At 36.0% G+C, this 21,726-nt stretch carries 14 protein-coding genes; all 14 read right to left on the reverse strand.

Translation table 11 applies throughout. The annotated features are described in order from the left end of the window. A complete protein-coding gene (locus JML65_RS03275) occupies positions 1–759 on the reverse strand; it encodes an alpha/beta hydrolase family protein (protein WP_237390773.1) in 759 nt (252 codons plus the stop codon). 125 nt (positions 760–884) lie between these two features. Continuing rightward, entirely contained in the window at positions 885–1,772 is an 888-nt protein-coding gene (gene bla, locus JML65_RS03280) for a class A beta-lactamase, subclass A2 (RefSeq protein ID WP_202269895.1), read from the reverse strand. 353 nt (positions 1,773–2,125) lie between these two features. Continuing rightward, entirely contained in the window at positions 2,126–3,064 is a 939-nt protein-coding gene (locus JML65_RS03285) for an alpha/beta fold hydrolase (RefSeq protein WP_202269896.1), read from the reverse strand. Between the two features lie 33 nt (positions 3,065–3,097). Further along, positions 3,098–6,799, reverse strand: coding sequence for a metallophosphoesterase (locus JML65_RS03290; RefSeq protein ID WP_202269897.1), 3,702 nt, complete (start codon positions 6,797–6,799; stop codon positions 3,098–3,100). 89 nt (positions 6,800–6,888) lie between these two features. Further along, positions 6,889–8,058: a Pycsar system effector family protein gene (locus JML65_RS03295; protein WP_202269898.1), complete on the reverse strand. Its 1,170-nt coding sequence runs from the start codon at positions 8,056–8,058 to the stop codon at positions 6,889–6,891. 13 nt (positions 8,059–8,071) lie between these two features. Beyond that, the gene (locus JML65_RS03300; protein WP_202269899.1) at positions 8,072–10,381 is read right to left on the reverse strand and encodes a hypothetical protein; all 2,310 of its coding nucleotides are present in this window, start codon (positions 10,379–10,381) and stop codon (positions 8,072–8,074) included. 110 nt (positions 10,382–10,491) lie between these two features. Continuing rightward, complete coding sequence (gene ppk1 / locus JML65_RS03305; protein WP_202269900.1) at positions 10,492–12,483, reverse strand: polyphosphate kinase 1; 1,992 nt, start codon at positions 12,481–12,483, stop codon at positions 10,492–10,494. Between the two features lie 716 nt (positions 12,484–13,199). Next, positions 13,200–14,726 carry a CoA transferase gene (locus JML65_RS03310; RefSeq protein ID WP_202269901.1) on the reverse strand — a complete coding sequence of 509 codons (1,527 nt, stop codon included), beginning with the start codon at positions 14,724–14,726 and terminating at the stop codon, positions 13,200–13,202. A 32-nt stretch (positions 14,727–14,758) separates the two neighbouring features. After that, positions 14,759–15,715, reverse strand: coding sequence for a 3-hydroxyacyl-CoA dehydrogenase NAD-binding domain-containing protein (locus JML65_RS03315; RefSeq protein WP_202269902.1), 957 nt, complete (start codon positions 15,713–15,715; stop codon positions 14,759–14,761). A gap of 219 nt (positions 15,716–15,934) precedes the next feature. Beyond that, positions 15,935–16,924 carry a helix-turn-helix domain-containing protein gene (locus tag JML65_RS03320; protein ID WP_202269903.1) on the reverse strand — a complete coding sequence of 330 codons (990 nt, stop codon included), beginning with the start codon at positions 16,922–16,924 and terminating at the stop codon, positions 15,935–15,937. A gap of 578 nt (positions 16,925–17,502) precedes the next feature. Then, complete coding sequence (locus JML65_RS03325; protein WP_202269904.1) at positions 17,503–18,510, reverse strand: cytochrome d ubiquinol oxidase subunit II; 1,008 nt, start codon at positions 18,508–18,510, stop codon at positions 17,503–17,505. Between the two features lie 34 nt (positions 18,511–18,544). Continuing rightward, a complete protein-coding gene (locus JML65_RS03330) occupies positions 18,545–19,876 on the reverse strand; it encodes a cytochrome ubiquinol oxidase subunit I (RefSeq protein ID WP_202269905.1) in 1,332 nt (443 codons plus the stop codon). 40 nt (positions 19,877–19,916) lie between these two features. After that, positions 19,917–20,651 (reverse strand): OmpW/AlkL family protein, encoded by a 735-nt coding sequence (locus JML65_RS03335; protein ID WP_202269906.1) that lies wholly within the window; start codon positions 20,649–20,651, stop codon positions 19,917–19,919. Positions 20,652–20,805: 154 nt separating this feature from the next. Next, positions 20,806–21,720, reverse strand: a complete 915-nt coding sequence (locus tag JML65_RS03340; RefSeq protein ID WP_202269907.1) for a hypothetical protein — start codon at positions 21,718–21,720, stop codon at positions 20,806–20,808. Between the last annotated feature and the right edge of the window lie 6 nt (positions 21,721–21,726).

Below are 21,726 nucleotides of genomic sequence, written 5' to 3' on the forward strand. Positions count from 1 at the left end.
TTATTTTTCTAAATATTCCAGTACTTTCTGGGTCATATATTTCCTTTCTTCAGGCGTTACATCATTATCCATACTGCTGTGATGGATGGTCGTGAATTCTACGACCATTCCATATTTTTCTTTCTCATCTTCTGAAGGTAAAACTCCTTCATCTGCAGGGTAATCATCGGAGCGGAGGGTATAGATCTTGGGTGATTTTGTTCTGGGTAATGCCATTCTGCGGTTGTCGAGGGCAATCACTTTATGAATCAGTGCCGGATATTGATGAGCAAATAATGCCGTCATATCACCACCGTTAGAATGCCCCATTACAGCAAGTTGACTGTAGGTAAGATCAGGGAATTCTTTTTTCATTGTATTCAGAACAAAAAGGATATTTTGAACCCCGCGTTCCCAATTGGGTCTCCTTGTCACTTGAAGTTTTCCGTCCATAGCCAGCATTTCATCCGTAGGAAGCTCGTGTTGGATACTAACTACAAAATATCCTTTGGAAGCAAGGAATTCCGTCAGGTACGAATAGATAAAATAATCACCACCTTTATTTTCACCCCAACCGTGGCTGAAAATCACAGGGATTTTATTTGCATTTGCCTGATTAGCGGGTTTGTATATTGCAACTGGAATTTTTCTGTGTCTGGATTGATCAAAATAAGTTAAAGTATCACGTTTGAAATCTCCGGTTGTATCAGAAGATATATTCTTTTTTACAGAACACTGGATGGAAAAAATACTTAAGAAAATGAATAGGAATAACTTCATTGGAAAATTCGTAATTGTTGAAGGTCTTTTTTTAGAGGGTAAGATCGTCATTTTTTGATGCCTTATAGTTCAGGCAGGCTAATATATTGTTAAAATGAAAAGAAATTTCCTATCCCGCAAAGGGTTTATTCTTTGCTGTAATAATTATATGTGGCTCTCGCAATGTCCGCAATTAATTTTTCGGAATCAGTTCGTTCTTCAGTTATATTTTTCAGATAAACGGAAAGGATAATATGTTTTCCATTTGGAAGTTTAAAAATTCCAACATCATTCATTGCTGCCCTCAGTTTGTTTTCATTGGTGCTTGAAATACCTGTTCTGTGGGCTAGCTCGGTATGATCAGGCAAGCCTGCTTTCATCCATGTCAGACCACGGGATGTTTCTGTCATAATTCGATAAAGGTATTGCGATGTATTTTCTTTCAAAACTTTTCCATTATAGAATTTTTCAAGCAAGGCAGTGGTGGCAATAGGAGTTGTAACGTTTAAATAGAGATTATCCCAGTTTGACATTTGCTGCTCGTTCACTTTAATGGTAAAATCTTTAATTCCTTGCTGATTAATAAACTTTTGAACAGGTTCAGTTCCGCCAAGAATTTTTAAAAGAATGTCGCAGCCGTTATTATCACTGTGGGAAACTGTATATTTTAATAGCTGATCAAGAGTCAAATCTATATTTCCATTGGGAAATTCTTCTTGGATAGGGCTCCATGTCCCGGGAAGAAGGTCTTCTTTTTTGATAAAGAATTTCTGATTCAGTTTTAGCTTACCTTTATCAACCTGATCTAGCACTGCCAGAGCAATATGAAATTTAAAAACACTCATCAGGGGCATCATGCTGTTTCCATTGATGCTTAGAGTATCTTTATCTTCGATATTTTTTATGGAAATGCCTACCGTTGCATTTTTAGAGGCAACAATCTGCTGTATTTCTTTTCGTAAACGTTCAATGGACTGTGCATGTATTTGAATACTGATGACACTTACAGAGATCAGAAAAAGCATTTTTTTCATTTTGTGGAAATTTAGTTTTTTTATTTATTGGCGGAGGTTATCCTAATTGTTGTAAAAGCTTTATTCTTGATCTTACGATTTATACTGAAGAATATCTGCTAATTTAATAAAAAAATAGTGTGAGAGCTTTGTTTTAAACATTAAAAAACGTAAAGTTTAAATTTTCTTAACCTTTCTATATTAATGTATTTCCTTTAATGAATGATAAGACTTCTATGTTAAATGAGGCCAGTCACCCGATGGTGATAGAAAATGCTGTTGCAAAGGTTACAAAAAAATAGTCTGTTAACGGGATTTCCTTTGGATATTAGGATATTCCATTAACAGACCTGACATTTTTTTTATGAGATCAATTACTCACTGACTGTTTTATTGAGCCATTCCAGAATATCAGCATAGACTTGTTCTTTGATATCCTCATTTAATATCTCATGTCTCATTCCGTCATATAAATTCAATTGTACATTGTTGAAGCCATCAGATTTTAAATTGTCGACAGTAGATTGTACTCCCTTACTAAAATCTCCTACAGGATCGTCAGCTCCACTTACAAAAATGAAAGGAAAATCCTTAGAAATAGATTTTGACCAATCTCTGGCAGTTGCTGTTTCTGTCACTGAAAAAAGGGTATAGAATGCATTATTACTAAAGGGTACACCACACAATTCATCAAGTATGAAAGCCTTTCTGTTTTCTTTATTTACACTCAGCCAGTTGGTACCGTAGTCAAATTCTTCATCCTTAAAATGACTGTTGCTTAATTTACCAAATAATTCAGCGATAAGTTCGCTGCGGTTATAGGGAGATACGGAGCTGAGAAGAGAAAGCAACCCTTTAGCAGGCCCAATAGCCGGGTTTTGACCGCCTGTTCCTATGATGACCGCTCCTTTGAAACGGGATGATTGTTTTCTCAGTAAACATCTTGTAATAAATGATCCCATTGAATGTCCGATAATAAAATGAGGGACTTCCGGATAACTTTTTTCTACGAACTCAGCCATATTTCTGGCATCCCGTATAAGTCGTTTTTCCGGAGCTTTTAACGTGAAAAATCCTAGTTCCTCTTTACTTTTTGCTGTTTTCCCATGTCCTAAATGATCATAGGTGAGTACGGCAAAACCTTGGTGAGCCAGGTATCTGGCAAAATCTGCATAACGGCCACTGTGCTCCTGCATACCGTGAAGGATCAGTATAGTAGCTTTTACTGTTGTTTCAGGTTGATAGAAGGTGTAGTATAACTCATGGGTTTCATCACTTACAACACTGGGTAAGTAATTTGAAGTTTCTTTCATTTTTGTAAATTTTATAATTAATATTTTTTTGTATTAAAACCAAAATCCTGCGCCTGCGGTGAACCGGCCTCCATCACTTCCTGTAAAATAAGTAGCCCGTATAGAAAGTGTTTCCAGGGCACTTACCCATATTCCTCCTCCCACAGACTGATGCCATTTGCGCGAATATTCATCATCCATCCATACACGTCCGTAATCATATCCAGCCAATATTCCGAAATCCATAGGAGCGACTCCATTTTTTACATGTCCAAAATTCCAACGGATTTCACTGCTTTGAAATAGAGAAGAACGTCCCAGGAATCTGTAATTCCTGAACGATCTTAAACCGTTATTTCCTCCCAGATCCGCTCCTTGGAAAAACTCAAAATTGTCGTTATTGATATGTTTTCCATGCACTTTTGTAGCAAGTACAAAGCGTCCATTACTGTCAATACGATGGGCAATATTCAGAAGACCTTCATAGGTCATAAAATTGCGTTTTGTATCCTCCAGGTTTGTTTTCCAGGCTGCCGATAGTGCAAATCCAAATCCCATGGTAGGGAAGGCGGTATTATCACTATGGTCATAACTAAATGTATATTTTGCTCCTGAAAATTTTTGACTGTCGAATATTCGGGAGTCAATTTGACCGGATTGTGCAATAAAGCGTTCCGGAGTATATTTTACCTTATAATCTTCATAGCCTAGCTGAATAGTCTGTACAAGACCCAGGAAGCTCTTTTTGGAGAAAGAGGGAGTTACCTGTAACTGTTGCATTCTTACTCTGTTATAGTCAATATTGAACTGGTCTTTATAATCAGTCGAATTGTTTCCAAAGCCAAAATAATTTTGGGCAAAATTGGGTGTTGTAAAACGTGCTTTTAAGTTAAATGCCCATTTGCCTACAGCATTAGGGAAGTTTCCATTATATATCAGTTCAAGCCCACTTGTAGCCGTCAGATAATTGGCATTAAAAGTATGTTTGGCAGTATAAGGATCACGCTCAAACCCATTTTGGGTATAGTTTATAAGGGCACCAATCTTGACACCCTCATCAGGATTGTAGCTTAGGCTGGGATAGCCGGCCCAATAATTATAAAGTGGTTTTTTATAATCATAAGTATTGATGTCATGTTCATCTGTTATTTTTTTTGCTGTATGTCCTGTAAGATTATAGGTGTTGTTTTGGGATTTAAAATCATACAGCTTAATATTTCTTCCATTTTGAACATTATATACATCGTGGTTTTGCCCACCAATAATTCTTACTTTTATTCCTGTACTTTCTGCTCCTGAAATATCAAATATATCATGATCATCTAATCCATATACCCATATTTCTTTAGTTTTATCTTTTGGGTATTCTCGCTGGAAAACAAGCTCATCACCTTCTTTTTTAATTCGATATTGTGAAATACTAACTTTATTTTTTTCTTTTTTAATCACAAATCGATCCTGTTTGTTGGTTCCGGTAAGCAATACTGTTTTCTGCAGAGCTTTATAATAATCGGTGGCGTACTGTACCATTTTATCCCTTCTGATTTTAAGGGTCTGTTGGATATGCTGTATGGTTTCATCCTGTATTTCTTTAGGTAAATTACGGAATGCCTCATCAATAACTTTGTCTGAAAGGTTTTGTTGGATATATTCAGCTTCTTTTTTCCAGTCCTGTTCAGTTGCATTTCTTAAAAAAGCAAGATCCAAAGGATAAGGTTCCCGGTTCATCCATTTTACATCGCGGATATCCTCTTTGAAGCTCTGCATATGGCGTAATGGTGGGGACATCATAATGAATTTAAAAATTAACCCATCATATTTACTGAACGCCTGGTCACGATCTTTTGGAATCGGTTTATAGATATAGCGGTCATTTTCCTTGTATTCCGCCCAGCGCCATTGTCCTTCATGTCTGTCCCAGTCACCTATAAGCATATCGAAAACACGGGCACGGATATAGCTTTGTTGGTCCACTGAATATTTTTCGGATTTTTGAAGATTCATCATCATATCCGAAGTATTCATTGTGGTGGTAGCGCCATTAAGGTGCTGTAGATCTACATCACTTCCGGATAATCGTTCTTCAATTTGGTAGAGTTCATTTCCATATCCATTATTAAATTCACCCAGTGCTTTTTGTTTGGGAATATAATATAGCTGAGAATTGGAGTGAAGGACATTTATTTTCTCTGCAAGATTTTCAATGGCAAAAGGGGTGTATGGGTGTCCTGTGGTATAAAAATCCAGCAAAAATTTTTCAGCAACCGTTTCTTCGAAATCACTTCCAAAGCTGGAATTTTTGAATGCAACAGCATTAAGAAACCGTATGGCGCTTTTTTTCACTCCTCTCATCGCGTATTCCTGTCCATTTTGTGCAATCAGTCGTAAGGAGTTAGATTGGTGCCCACCGCCGGCACGAACAGGGGAGAGTCCACCTTTTAAAGTGTCTAGTGTTGCTACTTTAGCTTGTATGGGGATGCTATAGTATTTTCTGTAATGCTCGCCCCATAACCAGGTGTATAGCTTGGATTTTTTTGTTAAAGATTCAGGATAGACCGAAGTCGTTATATTTTTGGGAAATTTCTCAGGATATGTTTTTTCAACACTAGGTTTCTGAACCTTTTTCAGTACCTGGATTTTTGTCAGAAGTTTTTCAGAGTTGTTTTTGGCAGCATAGTAAGATACATTAGCACTGCCATCCTGATTGATATCCAGAACAGCATATCCGTTTCCTCCAAAAGAGAAATCCTGAGAATGGGTCACTTTCGCGGCTCCGTTTTCAGATCCTGCCCCACTGATAATCTGTCGGATATTTTTTTCTTCCAGATATTGAAGATTGTGGTCATGTCCCGAGACGAAAATAACATTGTCATTATTCTGTACAATTGATTTGATACGGCTTGTCAGGGCAGCATAATGAACATTATTCATATCCTGAGGGCTTATGCTTGATGTTGAACGGAATACATTGATAAGAGTACCCAATACAGGTAAAGGAACCTGATTTCCGAGGGGATAAAGCTGGTCTTTCCAGGAAAAATATCCCGCATGGATACCTTTACTGATAAGAGGATGATGTAATGCTACAACAATAAGATTATTTTGATTTTTGTTGATCAAGCCTTCAAATTCTGCAAAAAAATCATCCCGGGATTTTATGCTACAGTCGGCATTGATTTTTGATTCGTTTTCCCAATTCTCAAGAAACCATTGGCTGTCAATAGTAATCAAAGTAATATTGTCTTCCAGTTTTACTTTATCAATAGGACAGCCGTTTTTGGGAAGGAATGCTTTTTTATTATCCAGATACTGGGTGACTGTCTTTTCCTGGTTTTTTAAGCCTTTAATCCCAAATTTCCAATCATGATTACCTGGGATGACTATCGTTTTTCCTTTATAGTTCTGAGTGATTTTTAGCTGATCTTCGAGTGTTGACTTGGCCTGCTTATATTCTTTGTTATTTTTGTCAGGCATACCTCCGGGATCAATATTATCACCCAGAAAAAGTAATGTAGAATTGGCTGGGGTATTATTAAGCCTGTTTTGAAGTTGTTCTAAAGTATTTTTCCCAAGATGGCTGTTGTTATTTCCTATATTCCCAATAAGAAGAAACTGATGAGCAACTTTGGAAGAATCCTGTGCCGGAACCTCAGCTAGATTTTTTCCTTTCTGGACATTATAGGTCGCACACGATTGAAGTATGATTCCAAGCACAGATATTTTAAGGGAAACTGTATTTTTAATATTGAAGTGCATAATTTTACGAATTGATAAGGTTATAATGTTCAATCAATGTTTTAAGTAGCAGACTTTTGAATTTAATCATAGGTTAGAAATCATTTTTTCTACTTTAAGAAGATGATTGAAATAATAAAACTGAGGGCAGAGGTTAGAATGCCAAACATAAAAACGTTGTAGGAAATCCGAAGGCGCCTGTATTTTTTACTCAGGACAATTCCTTGTATGTAAATATCCTTAATCAGGGTCTGATACAAGTAATGATTATCTTCCATTACGGAGGTCATTGCTTGATGATAGTTATCGAAAGGCATATTATAATAATTCCCAAAAAATATCAGATTTACCTTTTTCTCTTCCAGGTCTTTTTGAGTGAATTTCCCTGAAGAAAGGTTGGGGCGGGTTGCCAGAAGGGAAAAAAAGATGGTAAATATATTTACACTTAATATCATATAAGTAGGTATGCTGAGATAAGAACTTCCATCTAATTTTCGAATCAACTGACTGAAAATAATAGATAATATGATAGAATTAACGGTAATGAGAATTTGGGCCTTTTTATCTGCCATATCAGACATCCTTTGATTATTTCCCGATGCTATTCTAAACATCGTTTCCACACCTTTACTCGGCTTTTCTGCTTTCTCTTTTTTAGAAGATGGATGACTGTCTGTTTTATTCTTCTTGAGGAGTTCCTTTATTTGGTTAATATTATTTTGTTTTCCAGAGGTGTAGTTGGCGTCAGCGAAGGTTGTAAAATAAGAATGAGAAGACATCAGCTTGAGGGTATCTGCCAGCCATTCTTCCTTGGATATTTTTTTTTCCAATATGTTTTCTCTTTCTTTCCAAAGCCTGTCATTATATTCCAGAAAATTGGGTAAGGAAAAGTGTTGTAAATCGGCATCACATATTATTTTTTCTTCTTCAGTTTTAGGGGTCTGCGGCATTTTTGTTGAGAGAATGCATCTTGTCACAAACTCTACGTCATCATCAGGAACGCCATTTTTGTGTAAAAACTCCTGTGCAATTTCTACACTTACAACTTCATGGTTTTCTCCTTTGGTTTTAAAATAGCCTGTATCGTGAAATCGGGCAGCTATAATCAAAAGAGCTTTTGACCTTTCATTATATTGATAGTATTCTGCCATTATTTCAGAAGCTGCCGCTACGGAAGAAGTATGGTGAAGATTATGATAAGTCAGCTCCGGAGGGGTGGATTCGAAAAATTTTACTACTTCAGTTTCAGCCAGAAGGCTAAGTTCTTTATAATTTATCATTTGTTGTTTTTTGCTATTTCACTGATGCATCCTGAATGGTCACTCTTATTGCTTTTAACCCTGATACTCCCTGCATATCTTCCAGGTCTAGATCTTCAATTGAAGGTTCAAGAATTTTATTTTCCTGGAGATATTCAATATGTTTAAGATAATCTTCAATATCCTTTTTGTTATAGTAGACTATGGCTATTTTGCGGGGCTGTGTCAGTCTTTCATCAGAATTTTTAATGACTGCTTTATCAATTCTCTTTTTGATAATCTCATATCTTATATTGTAGGCTCCTTCAACGTCAAATCTTTTTTCATCATGACGGAAACTGATGGTAATGGTATTGGGCTGCACAAAAATCAACTGGGTCGTCTGGATCTTTTTCGGTAGAAGATTTTGACATGATTCCGTAATAATGGCAATATTTACCATTGATATAAGCTGACGAAGTCTTACATTTTTAAGATAAACATCATTGAAAGGTTTGTCAGGAGCAATAGACTGTCCAATGTATATATTGAATTCTACACCATCTGTCCGGTATCGGTCAAAGTAATAAGGATAGGAGTCCTGAAGTTCTTCATTCATCTTATCCAGTACTGAAATGATGTGTGTATTCAATATCAGAAATGTTTCCTCAAGGGCCGCACTTTGCTTATGAAAAACGCCATCTTCGGCCAGCTCTTTCAGATAGGGAGCCGTTAGATTCTGTATTTCTACATCCTGAATACCTAACTGCATAATTAAATCCAGGGATTCTACCGTTAAAAAATAGGTGATTTCTGCATCATCATTAATACTTAGGTTATTATTTTCTATTCTCTTAATAAAAACTTCTGCCTGATAAATCATTTCTCCCAACAGGTCTACATTTCTAATCTGTTTAAGCGCATTTAAAGTATGGATCAGTGCATTCAGCTGTGTGGTATAATCTTCTGTAAGGGCTTTATTTCTTTCAATCGTAGAATTCCGGAAATCTATTGCTCCATAAATAGGGTGTATACCATCAAAATGAATAGGAACGGGGAGAAGCCGCTCTCCATTTTTTTCATTTCTTAAATAAGATATTCCCGCATTATTAAATTTCCATTCTACAGAGGGCTGGATGGCTGTAAAATGATTTTTAATGGTATGATTCAGCTCTCCTAAATATTTGTTTATAATTGAAATAAAAAGATTTTGAAGAGGAAACATAAACTCTTTGAAACGGGAAAGAATAAGATCCGTTTTTAACCCTTCATTCTCATACAGAATAATTGATAGTCCAATAATTTTTTCCTGAAAAAAAATAGGAAAAGAAAAAAGTCCTGAGATGGAAGTGTTTTCAAAAGAATACCAGGTCTCATTCTCGTTTTTGTGGTATCTTATTTCAGGTTTTTTTATATGTCTTTCTAAAAAGCTCGTAAAATCTGAAAATGAAGCACTGTATTTGGTGAGAATATGAGAAAGTACGGAGTCAAAATCTCTCCATATATCAGTATTTAGTTTTCCATCTATTTCCAGGATTGGAAGAAAAAGAAGATCCATATCGCCACCTGTACCAATCAGACTTTTCATTGATTCTGTGGCCTGAAGAAGGACTTTGTTTTCAATATCTTGCGAGATAAAAAGATTGTGAAGTTTTTCTTTTGTTACTTTATAGGTTACATCTTCAATACGGATGATAGAGAATCCCTTAAACTTAAGCTTTTCAAGAGGCAATTGTTTTTTTAAGAATTCCAAAACAGATTGTTTTGAAATCATCTCAGACTTTATCTTTTTAATATCCGGAAATACTCCTTCCACCTCCACAAAATCATCATTGATAATAAATTCCAGATACCGGTCTGTACCGTTTTTATTGACACAGATGACCAGTTCCATCTCATTAAAAAGGTGAATGTCATAAATGCGTTTTACAATGAAATTATAAGCCAGTGTTTCAAATACTTCTTTTTCACTGAGTATTTTATGATCTTCCCAATAGATGATATTTACCTGTTTTGAAGATTGTATTTCTTTCAGCTGTTTTGAAATCAATGATGTTCCAAATATAAAATCATAGGAAAACGGAGCTGAAATTCCCCATGAAAAATTAGTCTCATCTACAAGAGCAGAATTCATTAATTGATAAACCAGAGCATAAAGATCTTCATATTGAGGAAGATCTTCAGGTTTAATGTTATAGTTGGAATCCGGGAAATGTTTGTTGAGTTTTTCTATTGAGCTTTTTATTACTTTTTTGAGTACACCATCCTGGCTGATAGAACCCTTTAAATAATTTAAAAAGGGTTTAAAGGAAAATTCAACTACATTTTCATGAAAGGTATTATTTTTAGAGGTATTCAAAATCATTTTCAAATGGAGGTATTGGGTATGTTATTTTCTGGTAATAAAAGCATAATGAGTTATCTGTAGGGTTTGTCCTGAAAATCTATTATTTTAGATAACCTCTGAGTAATTGACTATTCAGTGAATTTCTTCTGGATACAGTCATAAATATCATATTGAGAACGGACAGGAATTTCATTATTAGAAATAGGTTTATTGTCAAGATTTAAATTGATTTCGGTTGCCTTGATATTATCATTCATCTGGATTGTTATTAATTCCAGAATTTCATTTTTTAGCTGAGGTGAATAGACAGGGCAGAGTACTTCAATTCTATCATACATGCTGCGGTTCATAATATCTGAAGAACCAATGAAAATTTTATTTTCCCCGTCATTTTCGAAAATAAAAATTCTGCCGTGCTCCAAATAACGATCTACTATTCGGGTTACTTTTATATTTTCACTTTGTCCTGGTACTCCCGGTACAAGACAACAGATACTTCGCACGATAAGTTCGACCTTAACTCCGGCCTGAGAGGCTTCGTACAGCTTGCTTATAATGATAATCTCTTCAAGGTTATTCACTTTGATGGTAATTCCTGAAGGCTTTCCTTTCTTGTGATGCTGGATTTCTCTTTCGATCATTTCCAGAATAAGTGGCATGAGGTTAAACTGTCCCACAGCCAAATGTTTAAATGAAACTTCATCCGAACTTAAAGGCTTTCTTTTCTTTAATAAGAAATTGAAAAATGTCTCAATTTCGTTGGAAATTTCAGGATCAGCTGTAAACAGAATATGGTCTGTATAATAACGGGCTGTAGACTCATTGAAATTTCCTGTGGAAACCAGAGCATACTTTTTTTTATTCCTTTTGACCAGCGCCACTTTTGCATGTACCTTGAGCTTTGGAATACTAGTGATAATATGTACTCCTGCATTTTTCATTTTCCTTAGCCACTTCAAATTGTTTTCTTCGTCAAATCTTGCTTTAAGCTCTACAAATACCGTTACTTTTTTACCCAGTTTGGCTGCGATCATAAGAGCTTCAATGATGACGGAGTTCATCGCTGTCCTATAAATGGTAATATAAATTTCAGTTACTTTTTCATCGGTTGCCGCTTCCATAAAAAAGTCAATAACTTTATCATATGATTCATAGGGAGTATGGATCATAAAGTCTTGTTTCTCGATCAGTTCAAATACAGAACCTTCACCTGTGTGTCTTTCAATGGCTGTCATAGGAGGGTAGGAGGCCTTTTCATCTTCAATTGAAATCAAATTCAAATCTTTTAAATGATGATAAGCGCTACCGGCTACTGCATCTCTAAAAGGGATACTTAATACCTGCAGCAGACTTTGAAGTTTTTTAAGCGGCATATCTTTCTCATACAGAAATCTTGTTGTTTTTCCTTTTTCCCTGTTTTCAAGATATGCTTCCAGGTTTTCCAGGATATCCTCTTCTTTTTCAAAATTGATATTGGCATCCCGTGTCACTTTAAAGTTCCATATACTTACAGTCATATTGGGGAAATACATTTCCGGTAGAAATTTCTTTAAAATATCATCAATAAAAACAATGTGTTTGCGATTATTGCTGTCCGTTTCATAAAATCTTGAGAGTTTATTGGTCGGGATTTTAAGGATATACATATTTTCTTTACCCTCTGCGGAAGTGGCGAAAATAACCTGATATAAAGAATTACTTTTTATGAGGAAATTATCTTTGAGGGGAAGCTGATATAATTCTATGACAGGTGCCACAGAATGAGTGAAATACTGTATAAGTCTTCCTTCCATAAAAGGAGGAATTGGCTTGTTGTAAATAAGCTCAATATAGTTCTTTTGCAGCTGAGGGAGTATTTTATTGTGCAATATTCTTCCAAAAAATTCCTGCTGATTTACAATTTCTTTGTGGATGGTTTTTAATAATGGTTTTTTCTTTCCTACCAATAATTTAGGAATTCTGACTTTGTAGAATTCATCTAAATTGGAAGAAAAAATGGAAAGAAAATTAAGCCGTTCCATTAATGGGACAGTGTCATTTTCCGCTTCAGATAGAACCCGGGCATTGAAAGATAGCCAACTCAAGTCTCTATCTGTAAATAAAGGCGCAATAGTTTTCATTTATCCGTTATTTAATCAGATATTTATTATAAAATAATACAATACGGTTATCGTAAGATGGATACCCTTAGGTATTTTGTAAAGATGATAACTGTAAGAAATATCAATTGTTTAATAAGTTTAATCCTATTGTTGGTATTAAAAATATTAATAGTGGTGTGATGGGAAGGCATAGGATTATTTTTTAGGGATTTCACATTTGTTTTTTGGGGGCCTTATACAGAACCTGTTGCACATCTTCAATAAAGTTTTGAAAAAAACAAGGGTATTTAAAATGATGTCTATAAGTATAAATTCCTGTTGATATATTGAGATGAATTGGTTAAACTATTTTTACTCAACTTAAAAAGAGAAGATGTACAACGAATATAAAACCGGCATTTTACCAAAACCATTTGCCGGTTTATAGGGGTTCCATAATTTTTTTATAATCAAGATCTTATTGCTATGATTTCAGAGGTTAAATGGTTGAGTTTTCACATGGTTTTCTTAATTATCACAGAGTTTGCTGCACATCTTTTTTTATAAATTATGAGAAAAAGAAATTGACTAATATATTCATAATGATAAAAAATATTAGGGACTCATATCTACTTCTAAACTAGAAGAAAGACGTACAGCAGATTATATATTGACCAAATCTGTCAATAGGTTTGACTCTGTAATGTTTTTGAGATCAGCTTATAGGCTTCCTTCAAAAAATATTGGATAGAATCTTATTCCCACTTAGGTTGAGATGATTTTAACGGTTCCAGGAGGTGTTTATATTTCCCTGGAGTCTTAGTCATTTCTACCTGTTCTGTAACACCTTTATAGAAGCCCATTGGTGTTTGCTCTTCTATAAAGTCTGGCAGAATATAGGCATGCTCATCATCTGAGTTGGCTTTATCATAAGCAAATTTTTGATCAAATATTCCCATTCCCAATTGCCAGGCAACAGTTCTGCTTAATGAAACACTTACTTTATAAGAACCTCCTTCAGTAGCACGAAGTTTCAGAGCCTGTAAAATTCCTATTACGGCAAGCCATGCTGCCATATAATCATTGATCACGGCTATTTGTGGAGTAGGGTGTGGCTCATTGGTTTTTTTATAAGTCCCACCTAAGCTTTCCAGCCAGTATGGGCCGGCAAGAGCTCCAGCAGAAACATCAAAACCAACCCGGTCACTTCCCGGTCCTTCTTCACTGTTGAAGTATACCGTTGCTGTGATTAATCCCGGATGTTTTTTACCTAATTCTCTAAGGTTTAATCCTTTTCTGTTCAGAAATCCGCTTCTTCGGTTTGAGAAGAAAATATCTGCTGTAGACAGAAGCTCCTGAAAAGCTTTATCATCTGCTTCATTTTTATCAAAATCCAGACAAGTGGAACGCATTCCTACATTGGATGTATAGTGGAATAGATCATGTTCATAATCACCATAGCGCCAAACATTAAGAACGTCTGCTCCATGGAGAGCCAATGCTCTTCCTATCCCGCAGCCTGCAATAACGTGGCCCAAGCCCAAAGCCTTGATTCCGCTCAAAACATCATCACCTCCTTTAGGTAAAGGAATGGGATCAGAGTCAGCTACTTTCTCAATTTTGATAAGAGGGAGATGCTTAGCAACCTGCTGAAACATATCGAGTTTCATAAACTCTTCCGGTGATCTCAGAATGTATAACGGAATTCCTGCTTTGCCTCCTGCTTCTTCAAGATCTGCAGCATTCCACTGTTTTACTGCTTCTGCAATTTTTTCCTGGGTAGGAATGCAGTCCAATAATTTTCCGGCAGCATGTCTTAATGTTGGATAAAGACAAGTAAACTGAATCCATTTATCATCCTTTGTTTTATAGAATATATTAGGAGCCAGGCCGGAACCTAATTCAGAATTAACATTGCCCGGTTTACCGTTTACCTGTTCTAACGTTCCTTCAAAAAAGCTTGCAAATCTCCTCAATGCCTTTCTAAGGTCCACATGAATATCCTGTGTTTCACCGGTTTTAAGTCTCCATATATCTGCAATCTGGGCAGCTTTTGCTGCAAGAGTAACAGCAGACTGGGCACCATAGCGAAGTACACTTGGGATTATAGGATCCTTACCATAAAAAGTGAGTTTTCCTCCAAAATCATTTAACGAAGCTCCTACTGTGTTTAATATATATTCAGTCTCCGCATGAAGATCAAAATCATCTTTGGTTAATCTATTATCCAGATTATTCTGAATTATTTTTTCTAAATCTACTTTAATACTATTTTCTTTCATTTTCAATTATTTTTTATGACATGACAATGTGTTTAATTTAATTTAGAGAAAGCATTCATCAGTTCAATCTGCTTTATATCACGTTCTTCTGCCAACTGGACAAGAGTTTTATTCCCATAATGCTCTTTCACTTGTTCATCCAAAAGTTGGGTTGTTTTTTCATCATATGACACTGGTTTAGACATTTCATCTTTCCAGATCAATTCCATACCCGGTCCAAGGTGATGCAGGAAGAATGGAAAGCCTCCATCTCCACCACCCAGGTGGAATGAAACGAATGGTCCTCCCACTGCCCAGCGGATTCCCAATGAAGCGGTCATAATATCATCCAGTTCCTTCACATTCACGACTCCGTCAGCAACCAGGGATACACATTCTCTGAAAATGGCAGCCTGTAGCCTGTTGGCAACAAATCCCGGAGTTTCTTTATGAAGTAATACAGGAACTTTTCCTAATGAATGATAAAAGTCCATAGCAGCTTCTATTCCAGCCTCATTGTCTTTTGCTAATATCTCAACTAAAGGAATCAAGTGCGGCGGATTAAATGGATGACCAATTAGCAGACGGGATGAATTTTTCATTTTTGTACCCTGCTGTGAAATGGTTATTCCCGAGCTGGAAGAAAGAAATAAAGAATGCTCTGGCGCATGAGCCTCAATAAGTTGCCATAAATCCTGTTTGAAAGCAGGGTTTTCCGGTCCGTTTTCCTGAACATAATCAGCGTTTTTTACTGCAGCAGCGGTGTCGGCTACATAGCTCAAATGGCTCTTATAATCTGAGTCGATAGTATAACCTAGTTTTTTTAAATCAGCAATATTACCATCTAATTTACTGTTAAAGTAATCCTGAATATCCGGTTTAGGGTCACTTATAATCACTTTCATCCCCGCTGCAAGAAATAACGAAGCCCATGAAGCGCCGATCAGACCTCCCCCGATTACAGTAATTGTTTTATCTTTTAAATTTAATTTTTGAGGTTGTTTTTTCATTTTTTTTGTATTTGAATTGTTCTTAAACGTTTATTTGTTGTTTTTTAGGCGCAGCCCTGTTAAATAAGGAAGATGGTTTTAGAAACTTTCTAAAGCTTTTTTCATTCGTGTTTTAAACAAATTTATGGAGGTTCATAAAGCTTTTTATTATCTCAATGTCACTTTTTATTGTTCCATCTTCTCTTTTTGGTGACTTAAAAAAAAGCTTTTTAAAAGTGATCAGTCCAGGATATTTTTGAGTCCTAATTTGTATCGGTACTGCATGGGAGAAATTCCTACCTGCCTTTTAAAGAATTTACTGAAAGACTGCAAATCGGCAAAAGGGAAGGAGTTGGCAATCTCACTAATGGAGAGTTTATTCTTTTTTAACTGTATTTTGGCAATCGAAGCAATAGCATCATTAATGAAATAACCTGGAGCTTTACCTGTTGTTGTTTTAATAATTTTAATTAAATGTTTTGGGGACACAAAAAGGGAGTCTGCATAAAACTGAAGGCTTCTTTCTTTCAAACAGTTTTCAAAAACCATTTTCTTAAATTTTTCAGTAAAGACAAGGCTTCGTGTGTGGACCTGTAATGCGTTTATTTTTAGTTCTTTATAGAAAATAATAGCGGATTCAAAAACATATGAAATAATTAAGTTTCTGATCACTTCAATATGTAAGTTGGAGTTTACCTTGTCCCTTCTGGAAAGAAGAGAAGTGTACAAATCGATAACTTTATCCATGTCTTCATCATTAAGCTTAATATCATTTTGAAAATGAACCGAGAAGTGATTAAAAGATTCTAAAAAAAAGTAATTATTTGAACTGTTAACCAGAAAGTCTTTGGTAAATAAAATAGTCCTTGTTTTGAAGTCTTGGCTCTGTGATATTTTCTGGATCGTATGGTTGGGGCCTATGGCCAGAAAAGTATTTTTATCAATTCTTATGATTTCATCGTTCAGTTTTATATCCATCCATCCGTTTATCCCTAAAATCAATGCATAAAAATCTGGTCTGAAAATGTTTTTATTTTTAAGTTCAAAAACTACATGGTCCGAAGAAATATAGTAATCTTCAAAATTCCAATCATAGTCCTCAATATCTTTTACTATGTCAGATAATTTATAGATGGGAATTTGTTTATCCTGTTCCATGTATGTGGAAATATTGATCATATTTGTTGAACTTATATAGAGGTCTGCTTTAACTGGGGTGATAGTGTGCATAATGAATGGGGTATGGTATAAAGAGGCCAATATGTTCGGAAACCTGACAACTATCTTTTTGAATACATCTTAGAAATGATATATTCAAAGCTTATTTTTTAGTCTATCCTTTACAAGAAGAAGAGGATGTTGTTAAATTTTTTTTCGTTATTGTGTATTTCCGTTTTTGTTCTCGTGATTTATGTATTCTTTTTTATAATCTATGTTTTTTGCTTAAGTAGGGATTAGTACAATGTCAAATCAATACAGTATAACATCAGTTTTACTTATTGAAAAATCAAACTTTAAATAATGGTGTGAGTGATCCATCAAAATATTAAAATAGAACAGTAAAAGAGACTGTTAAAAATGTGTTTTATCTCCGTTTATAAGTGAGGAGGTAGGTCTTACCATTTTTATTTTGATGATGTAAAAATAAAGACTATTCTATAATCTGGAGAATAAAAAACCAATAATTAAGGGCGTGTAGTACATGTGTAGTAGGTTATATCCTTCATTTGTTTGACGGATGATATTATAATGAAAAACGACTCTTTAGTGTTTTGTCTTAGTTAATGATTTAATGAAAGAAAATTTTGCTACCAGAATTTCTTTTTGCTGAATCCGTACACCAAATAAACGAAAGAAGGCATGATGAAAATACTACCCAACAGGAGAGCAGTTCCCAGGTAATTTATAGATTTTTCATTGCCACTTGCAACCAAAGATAATCCATCACTGTTCTTAATTCTGACAATAACCGGATAAAGACTGTAGGTTATCGCAGTAAACAATAATGTGATTTGGCTGCCAGCAATAATTCTCAGAAAATAGGTCTGTTTTTTTAATAGCAGATACCATAACCAGATAAGAGATAATGAACAAAGTGCAACACATGTTAAGCTTACAGGATTACCAAGAAGCCATTCTGCAAGAGGAATCTGATTTTGACGGGCTACAATGAATACCATACCTGCCAATAGAATACACATGATATTCATTTGCTTGGCTTTATCAATAGCATAATTTTTTTCTTCGATATTCTCACCTGTTTCTTTAATAATAAAAATAGAAGCAATAAACCCGAAAACAGCAATTGTATAAAAACCTACCAGAATAGGGAAGAGGTCGAACCAGGGATGTATAAATGCATCCATAAAGTTATTGGGTTGGGTATCTATTTTTCCGGAGACTATACTTCCTGCAATAATTCCAAGAAACAAAGGCGTGATCAGACAGGAGTATACATATATCTTTGTGTATAAGGTCTGCATACGATCCTGTATAGCATCATAATGTCTGAAACCAAATGCTGTACCTCTGGCGATAATACCGAATAGGAGAGCAATCAACGGAATATAAAGATAAGTGGCAACTGTAGTATAGATATCTGGAAATCCTACAAATAAGATGACAATGACAAGAATAAGCCACATATGGTTGGCTTCCCAGATGGGACCCATTGCCTGATACATTATTTTACCTACCCGGTCTTTAGCTCTTTTTCTGGAGAAAAACTCTACGATTCCGGCGCCGAAATCCGCACCTCCCATCATAACATAGAGAAAGGTGCTTATCCATAGGAATGCTAATACGATATAAAACATGTGTTTTTAATTTAAAAAGATTAATAAATAAGCCTTAATGGGCATCTATTTCTGCATTGCCCACATCATACAGCTTGTCTACCATTTTTACCTGACGGTAGAGTAAATAAGCCACCGTAATACCTAACAGGATATAGATTCCTGAAAAAATATAAAAGGAATAAATAAGTCCCGGTATTGGATTTACCGCATCTTTGGTTTTCATGATCCCATATAGAATCCACGGCTGTCGGCCCACTTCGGTAACCGTCCATCCTGCTTCAAGGGCTATAAAACCTGTGGGAATTGCAATTACGAAAAGTTTCAGAAGCCAGTTTTTGGTCATCCATTGTTCTTTTCGCCAATAGGCAAACAGATAAAGAGCTCCTACAAGCATCATGAATGTTCCCATACCCACCATTATCTGAAAGGCAAAATGGGTTACTGCAACTGGTGGGCGCTCATCTTTTGGAAAAGCGTCTAAGCCGGTTACCTCAGCATTAAAATCTGAAAAAGCAAGAAAGCTGAGTCCATTGGGGATTTTTAAGGCATAATGTACAGTTTCATTTTTCTCATCAGGGATTCCTCCAACAATAAGTGGTACATTTTTCTCTGTTTTAAAATGGGCTTCCATTGCTGCAAGCTTGGCAGGCTGACGTTGCGCTACATCTTTTGCAGACATATCCCCACTTAAGGGCTGAAGCAATGCTGCAATAGAGGCAAATAGGGCTGCAATACGAAATGCCTTTGTATGAAACTCCACATTTTTTCTTTTTAACACCATGAGGGCGTGTACTCCTGCAACGGCAAAACCTGTAGAGCAAATGGCTGCAAGTACCATATGAAGAGCCTGTAACGGCCATGCTTTATTAAACATGGCAGCTACAGGATCAATGTTTAAATATTGCCCGTTTATATAGTCGAACCCTGCCGGGCTATTCATCCAGGCATTGGCAGATACTACTAAAATTCCTGAAGCCATTCCACTTATTCCAACTACCACACCTGTAAACCAATGGAACCATTTGTTAAAAACCTTTTCTCCATACAGATAAAATCCTAAAGCAATGGCTTCTATAAAGAAAAAGGTACCCTCCATGGAAAAAGGTATTCCGAAAATAGGACCGGCATGTTTCATGAACTTTGGCCACAATAAACCTAATTCAAAGGACAATACAGTTCCGGAGACAGCTCCTGTAATGAACAGAATAGCAACGCCCCTTGCCCAGGCACGAGTAATGTTTTTGTAAATTATTTGACCTGTTTTTAAGTATCTGAAGTGGGAAATAGCCATGAAAAAGGGCATTACCATTGCTATACAGGAAAAAATTATATGAAATCCCAGGGTAAATGCCATCTGGGAACGAGCTGCCATTAGATCATCCATAAGAAATAGTTTTATTGAGTTATTAATAAGTAGAACCTAATTATTTTTTTCGCTTTTTAAAGACATAGCCTACGGTTGCATAGGTCATTATGGGATTTAGATCTACATCTATCTTGGATTTCATGATCTGATTCGTCTCCTGGTGTCGAGTGGTAAGAACTGCATCAACACTTAATGGAATTACAGAAAAATTACCCCCTACAAACCACTGATCTGTTATAGCATACGTCAAACCACCAGAAAATACGGGTCTGAAAGCTCCATTGACTTTTAGATCTGTAGGACCTTCTAATAATGCACCTAACTGATCATTTGTTATTTTACTATCTGTAAACCAGCAATAGGTAAAACCAGCAGACAGCGAGGCATTGAATTTAGGGGTGATGGGTTGGCGGTATTTTACTTGTAATATGGGAGTCCATGCAGTGGTTTCAGCAATTTTCCCAAGAGGTTCTAAGGCATCCCATCCTTTAATATCAAATTTAGGAGGTATTCCGGCTGTAAGCTCTACTGCCCAGCGGTCTGTGAAAAAATATCCACCGGAAAATCCTAATGTATTGGATTTACCAAGTCTAACAGCAGTATTGGGTAATTCGGCATCCATTGGAGTAGATCCCATTTCTACAATACGTAATGTTGAGCTTTTAGATTGTGGGGCAAGATACATCCATCCGGCAGTGACAAAAAATTCTTTTGCTTTCTGTGCATGGAGATCTAAGGCCCATAAAGTAATTAATGGTAGTATTAACTTCTTTATGAAACGATAATAGTTCATCTGAGTGTTTTTTTAATTGGGTTAAAAAATGATCAATTTCTATGAATACACGGCTCTATTTTATACATGTTAAGGGTGGGGATTGGTCTATTTATGTGAAATGTGTGTTTTTAATGAATGTTAAAAAGAGCCGTATATTCTATTTAGCATATATCTAGCTGTTATGCATGATGGTAATACCTGTAAGTAGCAAATCTTTTCCTCCTTCATAAATCATTTTCTGTGCCCCTGTAAGTACATCAAACTGTCTTATATGACCCCCCAAATCTGCGGTAAATACTGAATTGTGATCTGGGGCAATGGCTAGCCCGATTGCTTCTTTATGACCTGATCCGATAATTTCAACTTTACTTTTACCGATATTTTCTAATTTTGCACGGTTTAATGTATTTCCTCCGATGGCGTCAACTCCTCTGTCGGTCCAGTACAGATATCCGTTTACAAAATCTAATTCAAGATCAATGGGCTCAGGAAGCCTTTCATAAAGCAGTTCAATATCGGTCCGGTTAGTCGCTGTTTCTCCCTTAGGCATTTCAATTTTTGCTCTGAAGATACGTCCGTTTCCTCCTTTGGCAGGTCCTTTTTGAGTCCAGTAAAAATAGCCGGCATCCGGATCCACAGCAATACCTACGCAATGTTTGTTCTCGTCTTTCATATCTTCATTTCCCTTTCCTCTCTGCACAAGAGTAGTGATATCACTGCCATCATATTTTGCGCTCATTACACGCATCCCTTCACGGTCACACCAGTAAATACGTTCATTTTTGCGGTCTAACGTAAGTTGTTTTGGCGTAACGGTTTCCCCTACGGGGATAATTATTTTATGATGGGAGCCATCCAGATCGATACGCTCAATGGAGCCGTCATTATTATAAAGTGTTTCTCCTCCTGTAGGAACACCCATATTGGTTGCATAAATATGCCCATGTACATTATCTACCACAATGCCATCGGGAGATTTACCCGGCGTATTGATTAATACTTCTGCCGAACCAGTTTCCGGATTGATTTTTAAAATTTTCTGACCCAATGCAGCTAATGCAAGGATAGAGTAATCAGTGTTTTTCATTATGTA

The sequence above is a fragment of the Chryseobacterium sp. KMC2 genome, from assembly GCF_016756935.1.
Lineage (GTDB): Bacteria > Bacteroidota > Bacteroidia > Flavobacteriales > Weeksellaceae > Chryseobacterium > Chryseobacterium rhizosphaerae.